This is a genomic window from Synoicihabitans lomoniglobus (assembly GCF_029023725.1).
In the GTDB taxonomy this organism is placed as follows: domain Bacteria; phylum Verrucomicrobiota; class Verrucomicrobiia; order Opitutales; family Opitutaceae; genus Actomonas; species Actomonas lomonigloba.
The window spans coordinates 850,250-867,056 of sequence record NZ_CP119075.1 but is presented as its reverse complement, the minus strand read 5'-3'; the positions used below and the strand labels follow the sequence as shown (position 1 = coordinate 867,056).

Sequence of the window (16,807 nt, the reverse complement as noted above, 5' to 3'; positions counted from 1 at the left end):
TCCGTCGCTGCCCCATCTCGTTTTCCGCATGAAACCGCCGCTTTCACCCGCCCTTTCGCCCGCCCTCCCGCGTCCCTGGATTTGGCCCGCCGTGGTGATGACCATCGGCGTGCTGCTGTCCGTATTCGTGTGGCAACTCACGTCCCATTTTGTCGCCCGCAAGGAAGCCGAGCGCTTCGCCTTCGAGACCAATGAGGCGACCAACATTATATTGGAGCACATAGATTCCTATCAAATCGCCCTGCTGGGCGGCGTGGGTTTGTTTGCCGCCAGTGACGATGTGAACCGCGATGGGTGGCGCGCCTTCGCCCAATCGCTGCGCACCGAACGTTATTTCCCCGGCATCCAAGGCATCGGTTTCGCCCAACACCTCTTTCCCACTGAGCTGGACGCTCACGTCGCCGACGTCAGGGCCGAAGGCTTTCCCGCCTATTCTCTGCGACCGGCGGGGGAACGAGACGACTACACCGCCATTGTTTTCCTGGAACCGTTCGACGAGCGCAACCGGCAGGCCTTCGGGTATGACATGTTCTCCGAGCCCACGCGACATGCGGCCATGGCTCGGGCGCGTGACACTAACGAAACCATTTTGTCCGGTCGCGTGACCCTGGTGCAGGAGATCGACGAGGATGTGCAGGCCGGATTCCTTATGTATGTTCCGGTCTACCGTCGGCACCAGCCGATCGGCACCGTCGCAGAACGCCAGGCCGCCTTGCACGGCTACGTCTACAGTCCGTTCCGGGCCGGACAACTCGTGCGCGGGATATTCCCCAAAGGATTGGAGCGTTTACGGCTCCAGATCCACGACGGCCCCCAGGTAACGCCGGAATTTCTGCTGTTCGCCGATCCCGCCCCCAACCAACCATCTGCTCATCGTCACCGACGACTCTTCGAAGCACGATCCGTTGAGCTGTATGGCCGCACATGGACGCTCAGTTTTGAAACCCGCCCCGCCTTCTTCAACACGGCTGAGCTCTATCTCCCCACCGCCACGCTCACCGTCGCACTGTTGCTCAGTGCTCTCTTCGCCCTCCTGACTTGGGCACAAAGCAACCTGCGCCTGAAAGCGAAAAACTTGGAGGGCGAGATCGCGGCCCGGCGGGATGCCGAGAACGAAGCTCACCGCCTGAATCAGGAACTTGAGCAACGCGTGCGGGAGCGCACTTCCGAACTCAACATCACCGCACTGGCCTTGCGCGAAAACGAGGAGCGTATGCGTCTGGCCACGACCGCCGCGGGCATCGGCGTGTGGGTCTGGGAAATCGACGAACAAATTCAGCGTTGGGATGATCGCATGTTCGCGATTCACGGACTGCCCCCCACCTCCGACCTGGTGGTGACGCACCGCGATTGGCAGGCCCGGGTGTTTCCCGATGATCTGGAAGAACAAAACGCCCGACTCGTTCGCACCGTCTCCCGCAAAGGCCGCGATCAGCGCGAATTTCGCATCATCCGCGCCAACGACGAGACGGTGCGCTTCGTGCAATCGGCCGAGATGGTGATCGCCAAGGGTGACGGCACTCCCTCCCGGGTGATCGGCATCAACGTCGACATCACTGAACGCAAGGAAACCGAAGCAAAGCTGCATGCTCTCAATCTCGATCTCGAACAACGGGTCGAGGATCGCACCCGCGACTTCGAATTGGCGCGGGTCGCTACCCTCAGCCTCCTGCAGGATACCGAACAACAGAAACAGCGCGTCGAGGAGGTGCTGGCCACCCAACGGGAAATCGGCGAAAAACTACAGGCGGCCAACGCCGAACTCGCCCAGGCTTCGCGCCACAAAGACGAATTTCTGGCCAACATGAGTCACGAGCTGCGCACTCCCCTCAACGCCATTCTCGGGTTGAGCGAGGCCATGCTGGAGCAACACGGCGGACCACTCTCCGACCGTCACGTTAAGTCGGTCACCACCATTTCCACCAGCGGCCAGCATCTGTTGGAGTTGATCAACGACATTCTCGATCTGTCGCAAATCGGTGCCGGCTCCTTGAAATTGTGCGCCGAGTCGCTCGAGGTGGAACCCTTTTGCGAAAGTTGCCTGTTGCTCGTGCGCACCCAGGCCATGCGCAAGAATCTGCGTATCCTGCTTTCACCTACATTTGAGACCACGCACATCTTCGCCGATCCCAAGCGCTTCAAACAGGTGATGGTCAACCTCCTCACCAACGCGGTGAAATTCACTCCCCCGGGCGGCAACATCGGTCTGGACGTGGTCGCCCTCCCGACCGAATGCGCCGTGCGGTTCACCGTCTGGGACACCGGCATCGGCATCGCCGCGGAAGATCAATCCAAGTTGTTCCGCGCCTTCACCCAATTGGATGCCGGCCTCAATCGTGCGCAGGAAGGCACCGGCCTGGGCCTCGCCATGGTGGCCAAACTCGTCGAGCTGCACGGTGGCCGGGTCTCGGTCGAGAGTGAGGTCGGCCAGGGCAGCCGCTTCAGCGTGACGCTACCCCAACCGCAGGAAGTCATGCCCGAAGTCAGTCCGCTTCCCGTGCCCAACCGCCGTGACTACCGTCGCGTCATGCTCATCGAGGACGATGTCAACGCCCGTGAACAGATCGAGCGGTATCTCGGCGAGCTGAATATCTCCACCATCTCCAAAACACTGGGACACCACGTGGTGGAAACCGCGGCGCGCGAACAACCCGACGCCATTTTGTTGGACATACTGCTGCCCGACGAAAGCGGCCTGACCGTGCTCCAACGTCTGAAGGAAACCCCCGCAACCCGCGACATTCCCGTCGTGCTCATCTCCGTCATGGACGAACCGGCCGACTCGCCCGCGCCGGACGCCGCCGCCTATTTTACCAAGCCGGTGACCCGGACCGCTCTCGCGCAATTCTTCCAACGCGAGGCGATCAAATCATCCGCCTCCACGCCTCCATTTCCCCAACCCGAGCCGGATCGTGATCAACTCATTCTCCTGGCCGAGGACAACGAAACCAACATCGAGACGATCGGTGGCTACCTGGAGGAAACCGGTTACGCGATGATCTTCGCCCGCAATGGTCTCGAAGCCGTTCGTCTCACCAACGCTCACCACCCTTCGCTGATCCTGATGGATATTCAAATGCCCGAGATGGATGGTTTGGCGGCGATTCGCAAAATCCGTGCAAACGAATCCATTCCAAACGTGCCGATCATCGCCCTCACCGCCCTCGCCATGCCCGGCGACCGCGAACGTTGTCTGGAAGCCGGGGCGACGGAATATATAAGCAAACCAGTAAAGTTAAGGGAGCTCGTGTCGCTAATGAAGCAGCTGCTCACGTCATGAATCAACCTGCCACCATTCTCATCGTCGACGACCACGAGGCCAATCGGGAAACCCTCGCCGCCCTCCTCGAATCTGCCGGCTACCGTTTGATCGAGGCCGAGGACGGTTCCTCCACGCTCGAGGTCGCGTTCGCATCGCCTCCCGACTTGATCCTGCTCGATGTCATGATGCCGGGCATGGACGGCTTCGAGGTTTGTCGCCGCTTGCGAGCGGACGCCCGCACCGCCGAAGTGCCGGTGATCATGTTGACGGCGCTCGACGATCAACGCTCCCGACTGACCGGCATCGAAGCCGGGGCGGATGATTTCGTCTCCAAACCGTTCAATCGCGCCGAGCTGCGCGCCCGGGTGAACACCATCACCCGCCTCAATCGCTACCGCCGCCTGCACGAACAGCGCGAACAATTCCAATGGGTGGTGGAAAACGCGGTCGAAGGTTACGTGCAAACCAACACCGACGACGAAATCACGTTCGCCAACGCTCGCGCCCGTCTCTGGCTGGGTCTGCCCGACGAGTTCGTCGCCCATTCCATTTCATTTCTCGACCAGGCGCGTCGATCGTTCGACCCGCAGCCGACGTCCGCCTGGCAAAGTTGGCCCGTGCTCGACCCGACCACCGCTCCCATGGAGCGACTCCTCGTCCAAACCGAAACCGCGCATGCGCAGGCATTTTTCCTCGAAGCCTCCCTTCAGGAGAATTCGGGTGGTCGTCTCGTGCGTTTGGTCGATGTGACGGAACGGATGAGCTCGCGACGCGACCAGCGCTCGTTTTTGGCCATGGTTTCCCACAAACTCCGCACGCCGCTCAATGCGCTGCAAGGCGGACTCGAAATACTCAGCGACACCGAGGGCATGAGCGCCGAGGAAATCGCCGAGTTCGCTCAGATGTCCCAGGAAGGGGCCGAGCGACTGGGCGGGCTGGTCGAGGATGTCATTCGTTTGGCCGGCCAATCCCGTCAACCCGCGCCCGAGGCCGGGGTCGCCCTCGAACAACTGAAGGTGCTGGGGCCGCAAGTGGCCGCTCATCTCGATCTCGCACCGATCGCCGTGGAGCTCGATGAACCCACCGGCGCGGCGCGCATTCCTTGTGCGAAGGAGACGTTGGAATGGATACTGGTCGAGCTGCTCACCAACGCCAAAAAATTCCACCCTCAAGGCGCTCCCACCATCCAAATTTCCGCCACGCGTGAACCCGGGAAAGGCGTCACCGTCTCGATCAGCGACGACGGATTGACCCTCTCGTCGGAGCAACTCGCCCACGCCGGCCAACCCTTCAGTCAGCAGGAAAAGAAATTCACCGGCGAGGTGCCCGGACTGGGACTGGGTTTGTTCCACGTATCCGCCACCCTGTGGCAAGTCGGCGGGTCCTGCCGTCTGGTCAACCGGTCACCCGGGCCCGGCGTATGCGTCATCCTCCATTGGCCGGAACGAGCCTCTCTCTCCCCCGGAACCGGCGAACCCGTCGCGAATTCCGCGCCCTGATCCGACGCCCAATTTTTCACCATGGTGCCACGTATCCTGATCGTCGACGACAGCGCTCCCAACCGGGAGACGATGTGCATGCTGCTCGATGAACAGGGATACACACTGGATCAGGCCACCAATGGCCAAAGCGCGCTGACACAAGCTGCCGCTCAACCGCCCGATCTGATATTGCTGGATGTCATGATGCCCGGAATCGACGGCTATGAAGTATGCCGTCGCCTGCGGGCCGACTCCGATCTCGCTGAAATCCCCGTCATCATGGTCACGGCGCTCGACGACTCCGCGTCGCGTCTCACCGGCATCGAAGCCGGCGCCGATGATTTCATCACCAAACCCCTCCATCGACAGGAGTTGTGCGCACGGGTGCGCACGGTGACACGGCTCAATCGCTACCGCCGACTGGCCCAGACCCGCGCCGAATTGCGCAACAGCGAGTTGCGGTTCCAGAAATTGGCCGAACACAGCAAGGAGGTATTTTGGTTCTGCAACCTGGCACCGCCTTCCGTCATCTATGTCAGCCCGTCGGTGGAAAATATTTGGGGCCGCCCCACCGCTGAATTTTACGCGGATTTTCAGGCTTTCACCAAATATCTGCACCCGGACGATCAGTCCCGGGTGCGCGCGGCCCATACGGCCGTCGTGATGGGCGAGGCGCCTCGTTTCGAGGAAGAATACCGCGTGGTGCATACCGACGGCACCGAACGATGGGTGCTCGATTCCGGCACCCCCATTCTCGACGAAACCGGCAATCTCACTGGTTTCGGCGGGGTCGCGCGCGACATCACTGAGCGCAAACTCGCCTCCGAACAACTGCTTCGGGCCCAGCGGGTGGAAAGCCTCGGCATGCTGTCAGCCGGCATTGCCCACGATTTCAACAACGCCCTCGCCCCCGTGCTCGCCGCCGCGACCTTGTTGCACGACTACATGACCGATGACGACGGTCACGAGATGCTCGACGTCATCGCCAAAGGAACCAGACGCAGCGCCGATCTGGTGAGCCAACTCCTGGCCTTCACCCGCGGCTCGAACGGAGTCTGGGAAACCACGAAAATTCTCCCCGTTATCGCCGAACTCGTCTCATTGGCCCGAACGTCGTTTCCCAAAGTCATCCAAATCCGCACCGAGCTGGATGATGATCTGCCGCCCATCCATGCCAATATCACCCAGATCCATCAGGTTTTTCTCAACCTGCTCATCAACGCCCGCGATGCCATGCCCATGGGAGGCGATCTCACGATCTCCGCCACCACTCGCCAAATCGATGCGCCCACCGCCGCGACCATCGAGGGGGCCCGCGCGGGGGATTACCTACTGGTAGAAGTCAGCGACACCGGAACCGGCGTTCCCCCGGAGGTCGCTTCGCGGATTTGGGAGCCATTTTTCACCACCAAAGCCGAGGGCAAGGGCACCGGACTCGGTCTTTCCACGGTGCGCGGGATCCTGGAGTCACACCGCGGTTTCGCGACGCTGCACAGCGAGGCCGGCGAAGGCACCCGCTTCTCAATTTACCTGCCGGTGGCTGCTCCGGCCGATTCCCCGCCCTTGCCGCTCACCGTCGAGGAGGATGCCACGCTCCCCTTGGGTTCGGAAGCCTAGATCTTTCCTCCCGATCAGCTACCGCATTGACGCCGGAAAACCCGGCCCGTTCACTCGCCGATCATGAGCGATTCCGAGCCGGCAGATTCTTCTCCACGTTATAAACGCATCGTCCTGAAACTCAGCGGCGAAGTGCTCCGCGGTTCCGGCACCGATCCCATTGATTCCGAAGTGCTGAGCCGTATTTGCGGTCAGGTGAAAGAAATCCACGAAATGGGCGTGCAGGTGTGCGTCGTCATCGGCGGCGGCAATATCTTTCGCGGACTCCAGGGCGAGTCCCGCGGCGTCGATCGCACCACTGGTGACTACATGGGCATGCTCGCCACCGTTATCAACGGTCTGGCCATCATGGATTGCCTGGAAAAAATGGATGTGCGCACTCGCGTGCAGACCGCCATTCCCATGGATCAAGTCGCGGAGCCCTTTATTCTGCGCCGCTCGGTTCGCCACCTTGAAAAAGGTCGCGTGGTCATTTTTGTCGCCGGCACCGGCAATCCGTATTTCTCCACTGATACCACGGCCGCGTTGCGTGCCAATGAAGTCGGCGCCGAAATTATCTTCAAAGCCACCAAGGTCGATGGTATCTACAATAAAGATCCCAAAAAACACGCCGATGCCGTGCGCTACGATGACATCACGTTCATCGATGCCCTGCGTCAGCGTCTCAACGTTATGGATGCGACCGCCTTCTCGCTCTGCCTCGACAACGACCTCCCGATTCTCGTCTTCGACCTCAGCGACCCTCACGCCATCCGCCAGGCTGTGCTCGGCCAAAAGATCGGCACCCTCGTCCACAGCTGATCCCCGTCCCTTCGCCACTCACTCTTAAATTTTCTCCGCCATGTCCCACGAAATCGTTTCCCAAACCCAATCCAAGATGAACAAAGCCGTGGATCACACCCTCCACGAGTTTGACAATATTCATACCGGCAAGGCCACCCCCGCCATGGTCGAAAGCATCACCATTGATGCCTACGGTTCGAGTATGCGCATCAAAGACTGCGCCGCCATCAGCACGCCCGACTCGCGCATGATCGTCATCCAACCCTGGGACAAGGGCGTTCTCCAGGCCGTCGCCAAGGGCATCCAAGTCGCCAACATCGGCCTCAACCCCAACATCGACGGCAGTGTCGTGCGCGTCCCGCTCCCCGAGATGAGCCGGGAACGCCGTCTGGAATTCGTCAAAGTTGCCCACCGCCATGCCGAGGACGGCAAGGTCGGCGTCCGCAAAGCCCGTCACGACGGACTCGACGCCCTCAAAAAAGCCAAACTCCCGGAGGACGAAACCAAGCGCCTCGAAAAGGAGATCCAAGTCATCACCGACAAAGCCATCGCCGATATCGGCGACCACCTCGCCTCGAAGGAAAAGGACCTTACCGAGGTCAACTGATCCTTCCTACACCGTTCACACCGGGCGTCCCATGTAACGGGACGCCCTTATTTTTCGACCCATTTCATCCATGTCCATTGCCGCCAAAACCGTAGAATCAACGCCACCGAAACGTGTCGTCGTAAAACTCGGCACCGGTGTGCTCACGTCCGGTATCGGCCAGCTCGATATCGGCCGCATTGCCTCCGTCTGCCGCCAAATCTCCGATCTGGGCAGATCCGGAACCGAAGTGATTGTGGTTTCGTCCGGGGCCGTCGGTCTCGGGATGGGACGGCTCGGCCTCGCGCGCCGACCCTCCATTCTTGCTCAAAAACAGGCCTGCGCCGCCGTCGGCCAAAGCCTGCTCATGCAGACCTGGCAACGCGGCTTCGAGCCGCATCACCGCACCGTCGCCGAGGTGCTCCTCACCCGCGAGGACATGCGGGCGCGTTCCCGCCACTTGGCCCTCAAGGCGTCCGTCGAGGCCCTCATCGGCTACGGCACGATTCCGATTATCAATGAGAACGACGCCGTCAGCGGCGCTGAAATCCAGTTCGGCGACAACGATACCCTCTCCGCCATGCTGGCGAGTTTGGTGCACGCCGACTACCTCGTTATTCTCTCCACCGCCCCGGGGCTGATCGACATGGAAGGCACCGGCAACATCGTGCCCACCGTCACCCGCATCACTCCCGAAATCGAAGCCATGGCCGCCGGCACCACTTCGATCACCGCCGTCGGCGGCATGGTGTCCAAAATCTCCGCCGCCCGCATCGCGACCAAAGCCGGTTGCGGCGTCTTCATCGCCAGCGGAGCCGAGGAGGACGTCCTGCCCAAAATCTTCTCCGGACACAATCCGGGCACATTTTTCGTGCCGGCCGGCCTTCCGCTCGATGCGCGCAAACGCTGGCTCACTTACTTCCAACGGCCGGCGGGATGCATTGAAATCAATACCGATGCCGTTCCCGCCCTGCAAAACGACGGGGGCAGCCTGCTCGCCGTGGGGGTGACCGGCAGCCGGGGTCCTTTCGCGGTGGGGGACATCGTCAATATCGCCGGACCCGACGGCACCGTGATCGCACGCGGAAAATGCCGCTTCAGCAACGAGGACATTCTGCGCATCGCCGGACTTAACACCCGGGAGATGAAACCACTTTTCCCGGGCCGACGTCGCCTCGAAGTCGTGCACCGCAACGACCTCGTGTTACTCTGATCACGGGGTTGCCTTCGGATTCGCTGCTTCATCACTATCACTCGTGGCAACCGAATCCCCTTGGGCAATCCTGCTGGATCGCATCGCCCGCACCGCCCTGTTCTACAGTCCGCTGCGTTCGTTTTCGCTCTACAAATATCGCTACGCCTTCACGCCCAACCAACTGCGCCAGCTCCTCGACCTGGTCGATGAGGCGCTGCACGCGGACGGTGATTTTATCGAAATCGGTTGCTATCGCGGTTACACCACCGTGTTCCTCAACCGGCATCTGAATGAAGTCGCGCCCGACCGGCGTTACCATGTTTTGGATACGTTCGGCGGCTTCACCTCCGCCAGCGTGCAGGCCGAGGTGGCTGGTCGCGGCAAGGCCTCCGGCGACCGCGCTTTCGCCAAGTTCACCAACAATTCATCGCGACGGTTTGAAGCCACCCTCGCGCTCAACGGCATCGAACGGGTCACCGTGACCACCGGAGACATTTGCCAGACGCCGTTGCCCCCGGATGCCCGCTACTGTTTCGCCCTCATCGATGTGGATCTCTATCTACCCACCCAAGCCGCGTTGGCCGCGATCTGGCCACGGCTCGCCCCCGGTGGAGTCATCGTGGTGGACGACTGCCAGGCCGACCATGTCTATGATGGCTCGCGCCAGGCGTTGACCGAGTTTTGTGAACGAGAGGGTCTCGAGTTCGAACTCATCGCCTTCAAACTCGGCGTGCTGCGCAAGCCCCATTCGTAGGAAAACGCTGGCCGCGTCTTGGCCAAGGCACGCACGGGTCTGAGCAATTCCCGCGCAGTCAAGGCAGGTCCGATCGGGTAGAATCGGGTCCGTCCGACCACCGTGATTCGTCGGTGGCCGCCCCGCCCCACGATGAAGCCCTATCTTTATGTCTCCTTGCTCCCCGAGGCGTTGATTGCCTCGCATCTCGACCCCGCGGCCTTCGGCAACTACCTCGCCACCGGGTCGCGCAAACACGGCCGGGGCCAAGCCCTGTTCTTTCGGATGAGCGACGACTACACGCTCGCGCAACTGGAGGCCCACGGCCTCGACCCCGATCTCGAACGCGGCGACACCAATATTCCCCGGCACTCCTCCTACCTCTCCATCTACCGGGTGCTGGAAGCCACGCCGCTGGAGGCCATCGAAACCCTGCACGTCGTGACCGATGACGGGCGCGTGCTCGATTTGGCGGCCGCCGATTATTTCCCCGATCCCGGTCCGCGATTTCATCTCTATCAGGAGTTTTCCCCCGCGTCTCCCCGCGTCGTGAGCATCAACGCTCCCATCGACTTTGGTCGCGAGATCACCACGGCCGACGCGCGCGTTTCCTTGCCCACTTTCGTATTCGCGGAGCTGGAACTTGGCCGCCTCGCCGATGATCCCGAGGCCGATGGGGTGGAAAATCTGCCCTACCTCCACTTGGAACATCTGCGCGACTGCCTGCGCGAATTGCGCTCTCACCCCGGTAAAACGACCAAGACCGTCATCCGCAGCCTGCAGTGCGACGTATTGTTCCGCACCGTGCACCGCGGTTTCTACATCGCCAAAACCGGCGGCGGCTTCCGGTTCTTCCCGCTGCCCGACCGCGAGTCGCTCGAAACCAAACATTACCCGTGGTGGCGGTCCGCTCTCTCCACGTTCGGCGCCTGAGCATCCTCAACCCCTTCCGTCCCATGCACTCCTCGCTCTTTTGGTTGGTTCCCGTCGCTTCGGTCTGCGCGCTCGGCTTCGCGTGGTGGTTCTATCGGGCGATGAAAGCCGCGCCCGAAGGCACGCCGCGCATGATCGAGATCGCCAACCACGTGCGGGCCGGCGCCATGGCGTATTTGCGCCAGCAATACCGCATCGTGGGCATGTTTTTTCTCGGGCTCACCCTTGTCTTCGCATGGCTTGCCTATGGCCTGGAACTGCAAAACGGCTGGGTGCCGTTCGCATTTCTCACCGGCGGTTTCTTCTCCGGCCTGGCCGGATTTTTTGGCATGAAGACCGCTACCTACGCTTCCTCCCGGGTGGCGCAGGCCGCTTCGGAATCGCTCGATGCGGGCCTGCGGTTGGCCTTCCGTAGCGGCGCGGTCATGGGCTTGGTCGTCGTCGGTCTCGCGCTCCTCGACATCTCCATTTGGTTTCTCGTGCTGACCCGTTTCGTGGAAGACGCCGATCCCGCGCACAAGCTGCTCGTGATCACCACCACGATGCTGACCTTTGGCATGGGCGCGTCCCTGCAGGCGTTGTTCGCGCGCGTGGGAGGTGGCATTTTCACCAAGGCCGCCGATGTCGGGGCCGACCTTGTCGGCAAGATCGAAGCCGGTATTCCCGAGGACGACCCGCGCAATCCCGCCACCATCGCGGACAATGTGGGCGACAACGTCGGCGACGTCGCGGGCATGGGCGCCGACCTCTACGAGTCCTACGTTGGTTCCGTGTTGGCGACCGCCGCGCTGGGCGCCGCTGCGTTCGTTTCCTCGGGTGACACCTCCATTGCCTACAAAGCGGTCATCGCTCCCATGATCGTCGCTGCGGTGGGCACAATATTGTCCATCGTGGGTATCTTCGCCGTGCGCGTGAAAAGCGGCGCATCCCAACGGGATCTGCTCAATGCGTTATCCCGCGGCGTCAACCTCAGCTCGGTGCTCATCTTCATCGCATCCTATTTCGTGCTGCGGGCGCTGGCGTTGCCCAACTACCTCGGTATCTGGGGAGCGATTGCCGTCGGTCTGGTCACCGGCATCGTGATCGGTAAGGCGACGGAATACTACACCTCGCAGGAATATTCCCCGACCCGAAACATCAGCGCCCACGCCAACACCGGTCCCGCGACGGTGATCATTTCCGGCCTCGGCGTCGGCATGATGAGCACGGTCATCCCGGTGCTCGCCGTCGTCATCGGCACGACCGCCGCCTACGGCATGGCGGCGGGCAATTGGCATTTCACGCCCGATTCCATTCCGCACGGGCTCTACGGTATTGGCATCGCAGCGGTCGGCATGCTGTCGACCCTCGGTCTCACGCTCGCGACCGATGCTTACGGTCCCATCGCCGACAACGCCGGGGGCAATGCGGAGATGGCGGGTCTCGACCCCGAGGTGCGCCGTCGCACCGATGCCCTCGACTCGCTCGGCAATACCACCGCCGCCACCGGCAAGGGATTCGCCATCGGCTCGGCCGCCTTGACCGCCCTCGCGTTGCTGGCCTCCTACGTGGAGGAGCTCAAGATCGCCATGCTGCACAACAACCAGGAGTCGTTCGTGCTGCGCTCGGGCGAAGTCGTGGTCACGGCCTACGCCAGCATCACGCAGTTCACCGACTATTTTCAGGTCAACCTCATGAACCCCAAGGTCATTCTCGGCCTGTTCATCGGTTCCATGATGGCGTTTCTCTTCTGCGGATTGACCATCAACGCCGTCGGCCGCGCCGCCGGGCGCATGGTCGAGGAAGTGCGGCGTCAATTTCGGGAAACGCCCGGCATCATGGCCGGCACCGCTGATCCCGACTACGCCCGTTGCGTCGCCATTTCCACGGCCGGTGCGCAACGCGAGATGATCCTTCCCTCCGTCATCGCCGTGGCCGCACCGATCCTCGTTGGCATCATCTTCGGCGTGCCCGGCACCTTCGGCTTGCTCGGCGGCGGGCTTGCCACCGGTTTCGTGCTCGCCGTCTTTATGGCAAATTCCGGTGGCGCGTGGGACAACGCCAAAAAATTCATCGAGGAAGGCCACCACGGCGGCAAAGGCTCCAGCGCCCACATGGCGGCGGTCATCGGCGACACCGTCGGTGATCCGTTCAAAGACACCGCCGGCCCCAGCCTGAACATTCTCATCAAGCTCATGAGCATGGTTTCAATCGTCACCGCCGGTGTGAACGTCGCCTTCACGCTATTCTGAGCCGAATCCGTCGGTTAATTGGACAACACGTTTAATAGGTGCGAGCGCACTTGCTCGGCGGCGCGGGTGCCGGCCAGGTAACCCGCCACCTCAAATTCGAAACGAGGCGTCTCGCGCAACAGACGTGACTCCTCCTCCGTCGGCAGGCGTCCTTGTTTTTTGGCCCGCTGCCACCGATAGCGGGCTTTGCGCGCCGCAAAATGTTCCTGCGCACGCGACTGTTCCGGGTCGATCCCCGCCACCCCGCGCAAAACGAGCCGATAGAACTGCTGGCCACCCGATTGCATCGACCGCGCGGTGACGACATCGCCCACTTCCTCGCGCCCCATTCGCGTCTCGTGCCACCCCCACCAGGTTCGACGCCCCACCACCACATCGCGCGGCGAAATCCGCAACTCACGACGCTGCCAGATCAGGCTCGGCAGGATTGCTCCCACGATCAGGGCCGTGAATCCGCAACCGATCCGGATCGGCCAAACCGGCACGATCAACGCCACCAACACACAGGCGACGAACGCGAGTCCCAGCACGACGATCCCGGCCCGGGTGCCGCGCTGATGAAATCGCCACACCCTCGTATCCCCTTCCCGCGTTTCCGTCACTCCCGCCGCCGCGAGAAACTCGGTCGGTGTCTGCACCCGTTGTCCCGCCAGCAGTCCTTCGTCCTCCATCGGCGAGGGCGCGTTCTCCCCGATATCAAATACCGGAATGTCAAACCACGTGGTCAGCGCGGCCTTTTCTCCCCGCACCGGCACCGTCACTCGCAGCCGCCACCACACGCGCTCCCGCGAGGATCCCCGTTGCACTGCCCTCGCCTCACCGCGCGGCACATGAAACAGCACCGGAATATCGTGCAACACCCCGGTCCCAGCCAACGAACGTTCCGCCAGCACCGTTTCGCGCTCGCATAGAATCGTCTCCCGGGTGGAGCGATGTTTACCGGACCCCGTCACCACCTCGTGCACGTTTTGCAGCGACTGCGTCACGTCACCGCCCAATACCGCCCCTTTCGGGATCGAAATGACACCGCCGACGTAACCACCGATCGACCCCGGCACCGACTCCGGTCGAAACACCAAAGTCCCGTAACGCCAAAACTGCCGCGCGCGTTTCGACGCCGCCCACGCCAGACCGAGCCCCACCACCCAAAACAGCAAAACCAGCAAAATGGGGTAATTGCCGCGAGACAGCTCCTCCGGAATTGCCCACACGCCCGGTGCACTCAGTCCCAGGAACGCGACGGCCATGACGGCCAGCGTAACCGCCTCGGTTTTAGCCGCGCCCCGAATCCGTCCTTCGTGCCAGTCCGGCCGCCAATGCCACGGCTCATCCGGGTAAGCCGCCTCCAACTCCTTGATCGTCACCTGTTGATTTCCACGACGACCCGACCCCGCCGCCAGCACGGTCCAAATACCGACAAAAAACGCGAAGGCTCCGGCCAGCCCCGCCCCTCGTTCATCACCGTCCCGCTTGAACGCGAACGCCATCAAACCCAGCGCCACCGTCGCCAGAGCGAGAATCACCACCAGACGAGAGACACCGGCCCGGGCCCGCGGATCGACCTTCATGGGACCCAACCGAAGCAACGCCCTCCCCCCATGGCAATCGCAACCCACCCACGCCGCCCCTCACCTCCGCAATCGCCTCGCACCGTTTGTCACCTAATAGGTGACAAATGACACCGGGAGCGCGACGCACGCGAATGGACCCGGGCTCGGGTTGCTTTCGGCTTTGCCTCGCCCCCGGAAGGTGCGACCGTCGATGTCGCATGGATTTCATTCTCGATCGCGACGACGACGCCCCCACTGGCCCCGGCTACCCGCCCATCGACTTTCGTGCGGCCCTCAACGACGAGCAGTTCAACGCCGTCACTGCACCTCCCGGCCCGCTGCTCGTGCTCGCCGGCGCCGGCTCCGGCAAGACGCGCACCCTCACCTATCGGGTCGCCTGGCTGCTCCATCAGGGCGTGCCCCCCGGCGAGATCATGCTGCTCACCTTCACCAACAAAGCCTCCAAGGAGATGCTGCACCGCGTGCACGACCTCACCGGCGAGGATGCCCGCCGCTTCTGGGGCGGCACGTTCCACTCTCTCGGCAACCGCGCCCTGCGCATGTTTGGCGAGTCCGAGTGCCTCAAACTCAAACCCAACTTCACCATCCTCGACGCCGGAGAATCCGAGTCGCTGATGAAGCGCACCGTCGAGGCCGAGGACAAATTGTTCTTCAAAGACAAGACCAACCCCAAGCCAGGCCCGCTCTTCAACGTCATCTCGCTCTCACGCAACACGCAGAAGTCCCTCGCCGAGACCGTCAGCGAACACTTCCCCCAATACAACGACATCGCCGTCGCGTTGCCCACCTTTGCCAAGGTCTACGCCGAGGCCAAGCGCGAGCAAAACGTGCTCGATTACGACGACCTTCTCGAGCTCTGGCTCAAGCTCCTCACCGAGGACCCAAAGGTCGCCGACTATTTCGGCAACCGCTTCCGCCACCTGCTCGTCGACGAGTATCAGGACACCAACACGATCCAGTCGCAGATCATCGACGCCCTCGCGCCGCACCATCGCATCATGGCGGTCGGCGACGACGCCCAGTGCATCTACTCCTGGCGCGGGGCCGACTTCGCCAACATCATGACGTTCCCGGAGCGTCATCCCAACACGGCCCTGCACCGCATCGAGACCAACTACCGCTCGACCCCCCAGATTCTCAATCTCGCCAACGGCGTGCTCGAAGCCCAGCCCGCCGGACGTCACTTCGACAAGGAACTGCGCGCCCACCGCGCCAACTCCATGAAGCCCTATGTCGTCCAAACCATGGACGACCGCGAACAAGCCGAGTTCCTCGTCAAACGCATCCGCTCCCTCGTCGAAGACGACGGCGTATCGCCCAACGAAATCGCCGTGCTCTACCGCTCGCACTTCGTCGCCCTCGAGACGCAACTCACCTTCTCGCGCACCGGCGTGCCGTATCAAATCACTTCCGGCGTCAAATTTTTCGAACGCCAACACGTGCGCGACCTCGTCGGCATTCTGCGGTTCATCTATAATCCGACCGACGAATCTGCCTGGCACCGCATCGCCTGCCTCCTCCCCAAAGTCGGCGAAAAAAGCGCGCATAAGATTTATCACGCCGCCCTCGATCACGCCCGGCTCATGCAGCAAGACTTCATCGACGCGCTCACCACCGACGACGTGAAAAGCAAGGTCCCCAAAGGCGCCAAAGACGAATGGCCCAGCTTCTGCGCCTCGCTCCGCCAGACGGCCGACGCCATGCGCGAAGAACCGCCGCAAGTGACCGTCGAAGTGGCGATGGACGGCTGGTATGGCGACTACCTCAAAGGTGCCTACGCCGACTACATGGACCGCATCGACGAGCTCACCGCGCTCTCCGGTTTCGCCGCGCGCTTCGACGCCATGCAAGACCTGCTCGCGCAAATCGTCCTGCTCAACGGCGAGACCAGCGACCGCGCCGTCGAGCCCAATCAAGAGGCCATCAAGCTCACCACGATTCACCAAGCCAAGGGGCTCGAATACGACATCGTCTTCGTCATCGGCTGCGCCGACGGCTTGTTCCCCGGCCGCCGCGCGATCGAAGCCAACGACGTCGAAGAAGAACGCCGCCTCTTCTACGTCGCGGTGACCCGAGCCAAGAACGAACTCTACCTCTGCTACCCCAAGATCGCCACCAAGGCCGGTCCCGGCGGCATGCTGCTCACCCCCTCCCGCTTCCTCCAAGAATTGGATCCGTCCCTCTACGACGCCCTCCGCATCAAACGCGCCCACGGCTGGTAAGCGATTTCCCGCTGGGAACGCCGAGCTCCAGCTCGGCAAGCGGCGTGATGGGTGGGGTCGAGCTGGAGCTCGGCGTTCCCAGGGTTTCCCTTTCCCGGAAAACCGGAGCTCGGACAATAGCGGATTTCGCTCGGTCGGTTGTCTCAGCCCTCGAACAAATCGTCTGGTTAATCGGGGGATAATCACCCTCCGT

Annotated in this window: 11 protein-coding genes; 10 read left to right on the top strand and 1 reads right to left on the bottom strand. The window is 62.1% G+C overall.

What is annotated here, in order from left to right; all coding sequences use genetic code 11:
* Window positions 1–28 precede the first annotated feature (28 nt).
* From PXH66_RS03225 to PXH66_RS03185, 9 genes are all read left to right on the top strand, one after another.
* Window positions 29–3,280 (top strand): CHASE domain-containing protein, encoded by a 3,252-nt coding sequence (locus PXH66_RS03225; protein WP_330930391.1) that lies wholly within the window; start codon window positions 29–31, stop codon window positions 3,278–3,280.
* Window positions 3,277–4,761, top strand: a complete 1,485-nt coding sequence (locus PXH66_RS03220) for an ATP-binding response regulator (RefSeq protein ID WP_330930390.1) — start codon at window positions 3,277–3,279, stop codon at window positions 4,759–4,761. The genes PXH66_RS03225 and PXH66_RS03220 overlap by 4 nt, the downstream gene beginning before the upstream one ends.
* Window positions 4,762–4,782: 21 nt before the next feature.
* Window positions 4,783–6,360: a response regulator gene (locus PXH66_RS03215; protein ID WP_330930389.1), complete on the top strand. Its 1,578-nt coding sequence runs from the start codon at window positions 4,783–4,785 to the stop codon at window positions 6,358–6,360.
* 63 nt (window positions 6,361–6,423) lie between these two features.
* Complete coding sequence (gene pyrH / locus PXH66_RS03210) at window positions 6,424–7,161, top strand: UMP kinase (RefSeq protein WP_330930388.1); 738 nt, start codon at window positions 6,424–6,426, stop codon at window positions 7,159–7,161.
* A 40-nt stretch (window positions 7,162–7,201) separates the two neighbouring features.
* Entirely contained in the window at window positions 7,202–7,750 is a 549-nt protein-coding gene (gene frr, locus PXH66_RS03205; RefSeq protein WP_330930387.1) for a ribosome recycling factor, read from the top strand.
* A 70-nt stretch (window positions 7,751–7,820) separates the two neighbouring features.
* The gene (gene proB / locus PXH66_RS03200; RefSeq protein ID WP_330930386.1) at window positions 7,821–8,942 is read left to right on the top strand and encodes a glutamate 5-kinase; all 1,122 of its coding nucleotides are present in this window, start codon (window positions 7,821–7,823) and stop codon (window positions 8,940–8,942) included.
* Between the two features lie 43 nt (window positions 8,943–8,985).
* Window positions 8,986–9,678 (top strand): TylF/MycF/NovP-related O-methyltransferase, encoded by a 693-nt coding sequence (locus PXH66_RS03195; protein WP_330930385.1) that lies wholly within the window; start codon window positions 8,986–8,988, stop codon window positions 9,676–9,678.
* Between the two features lie 132 nt (window positions 9,679–9,810).
* Complete coding sequence (locus tag PXH66_RS03190) at window positions 9,811–10,590, top strand: hypothetical protein (protein ID WP_330930384.1); 780 nt, start codon at window positions 9,811–9,813, stop codon at window positions 10,588–10,590.
* A 23-nt stretch (window positions 10,591–10,613) separates the two neighbouring features.
* Window positions 10,614–12,821, top strand: coding sequence for a sodium-translocating pyrophosphatase (locus tag PXH66_RS03185; protein ID WP_330930383.1), 2,208 nt, complete (start codon window positions 10,614–10,616; stop codon window positions 12,819–12,821).
* Window positions 12,822–12,835: 14 nt separating this feature from the next.
* On the opposite strand, the gene PXH66_RS03180 is transcribed toward PXH66_RS03185, so the two are convergent.
* Window positions 12,836–14,389, bottom strand: coding sequence for a hypothetical protein (locus PXH66_RS03180; RefSeq protein WP_330930382.1), 1,554 nt, complete (start codon window positions 14,387–14,389; stop codon window positions 12,836–12,838).
* Window positions 14,390–14,589: 200 nt separating this feature from the next.
* Here PXH66_RS03180 and PXH66_RS03175 point away from each other — a divergent pair, with 200 nt between their 5' ends.
* A complete protein-coding gene (locus PXH66_RS03175; protein WP_330930381.1) occupies window positions 14,590–16,614 on the top strand; it encodes an ATP-dependent helicase in 2,025 nt (674 codons plus the stop codon).
* Window positions 16,615–16,807 lie beyond the last annotated feature (193 nt).

Bases quoted from the DNA above. Each gene is read 5' to 3' on its own strand.
- PXH66_RS03225 (WP_330930391.1), top strand. From the start codon at position 29: ATGAAACCGCCGCTTTCACCCGCCCTTTCGCCCGCCCTCCCGCGTCCC.
- PXH66_RS03220 (WP_330930390.1), top strand. From the start codon at position 3,277: ATGAATCAACCTGCCACCATTCTCATCGTCGACGACCACGAGGCCAAT.
- PXH66_RS03215 (WP_330930389.1), top strand. From the start codon at position 4,783: ATGGTGCCACGTATCCTGATCGTCGACGACAGCGCTCCCAACCGGGAG.
- pyrH (WP_330930388.1), top strand. From the start codon at position 6,424: ATGAGCGATTCCGAGCCGGCAGATTCTTCTCCACGTTATAAACGCATC.
- frr (WP_330930387.1), top strand. From the start codon at position 7,202: ATGTCCCACGAAATCGTTTCCCAAACCCAATCCAAGATGAACAAAGCC.
- proB (WP_330930386.1), top strand. From the start codon at position 7,821: ATGTCCATTGCCGCCAAAACCGTAGAATCAACGCCACCGAAACGTGTC.
- PXH66_RS03190 (WP_330930384.1), top strand. From the start codon at position 9,811: ATGAAGCCCTATCTTTATGTCTCCTTGCTCCCCGAGGCGTTGATTGCC.
- PXH66_RS03185 (WP_330930383.1), top strand. From the start codon at position 10,614: ATGCACTCCTCGCTCTTTTGGTTGGTTCCCGTCGCTTCGGTCTGCGCG.
- PXH66_RS03180 (WP_330930382.1), bottom strand. From the start codon at position 14,389: ATGAAGGTCGATCCGCGGGCCCGGGCCGGTGTCTCTCGTCTGGTGGTG.
- PXH66_RS03175 (WP_330930381.1), top strand. From the start codon at position 14,590: ATGGATTTCATTCTCGATCGCGACGACGACGCCCCCACTGGCCCCGGC.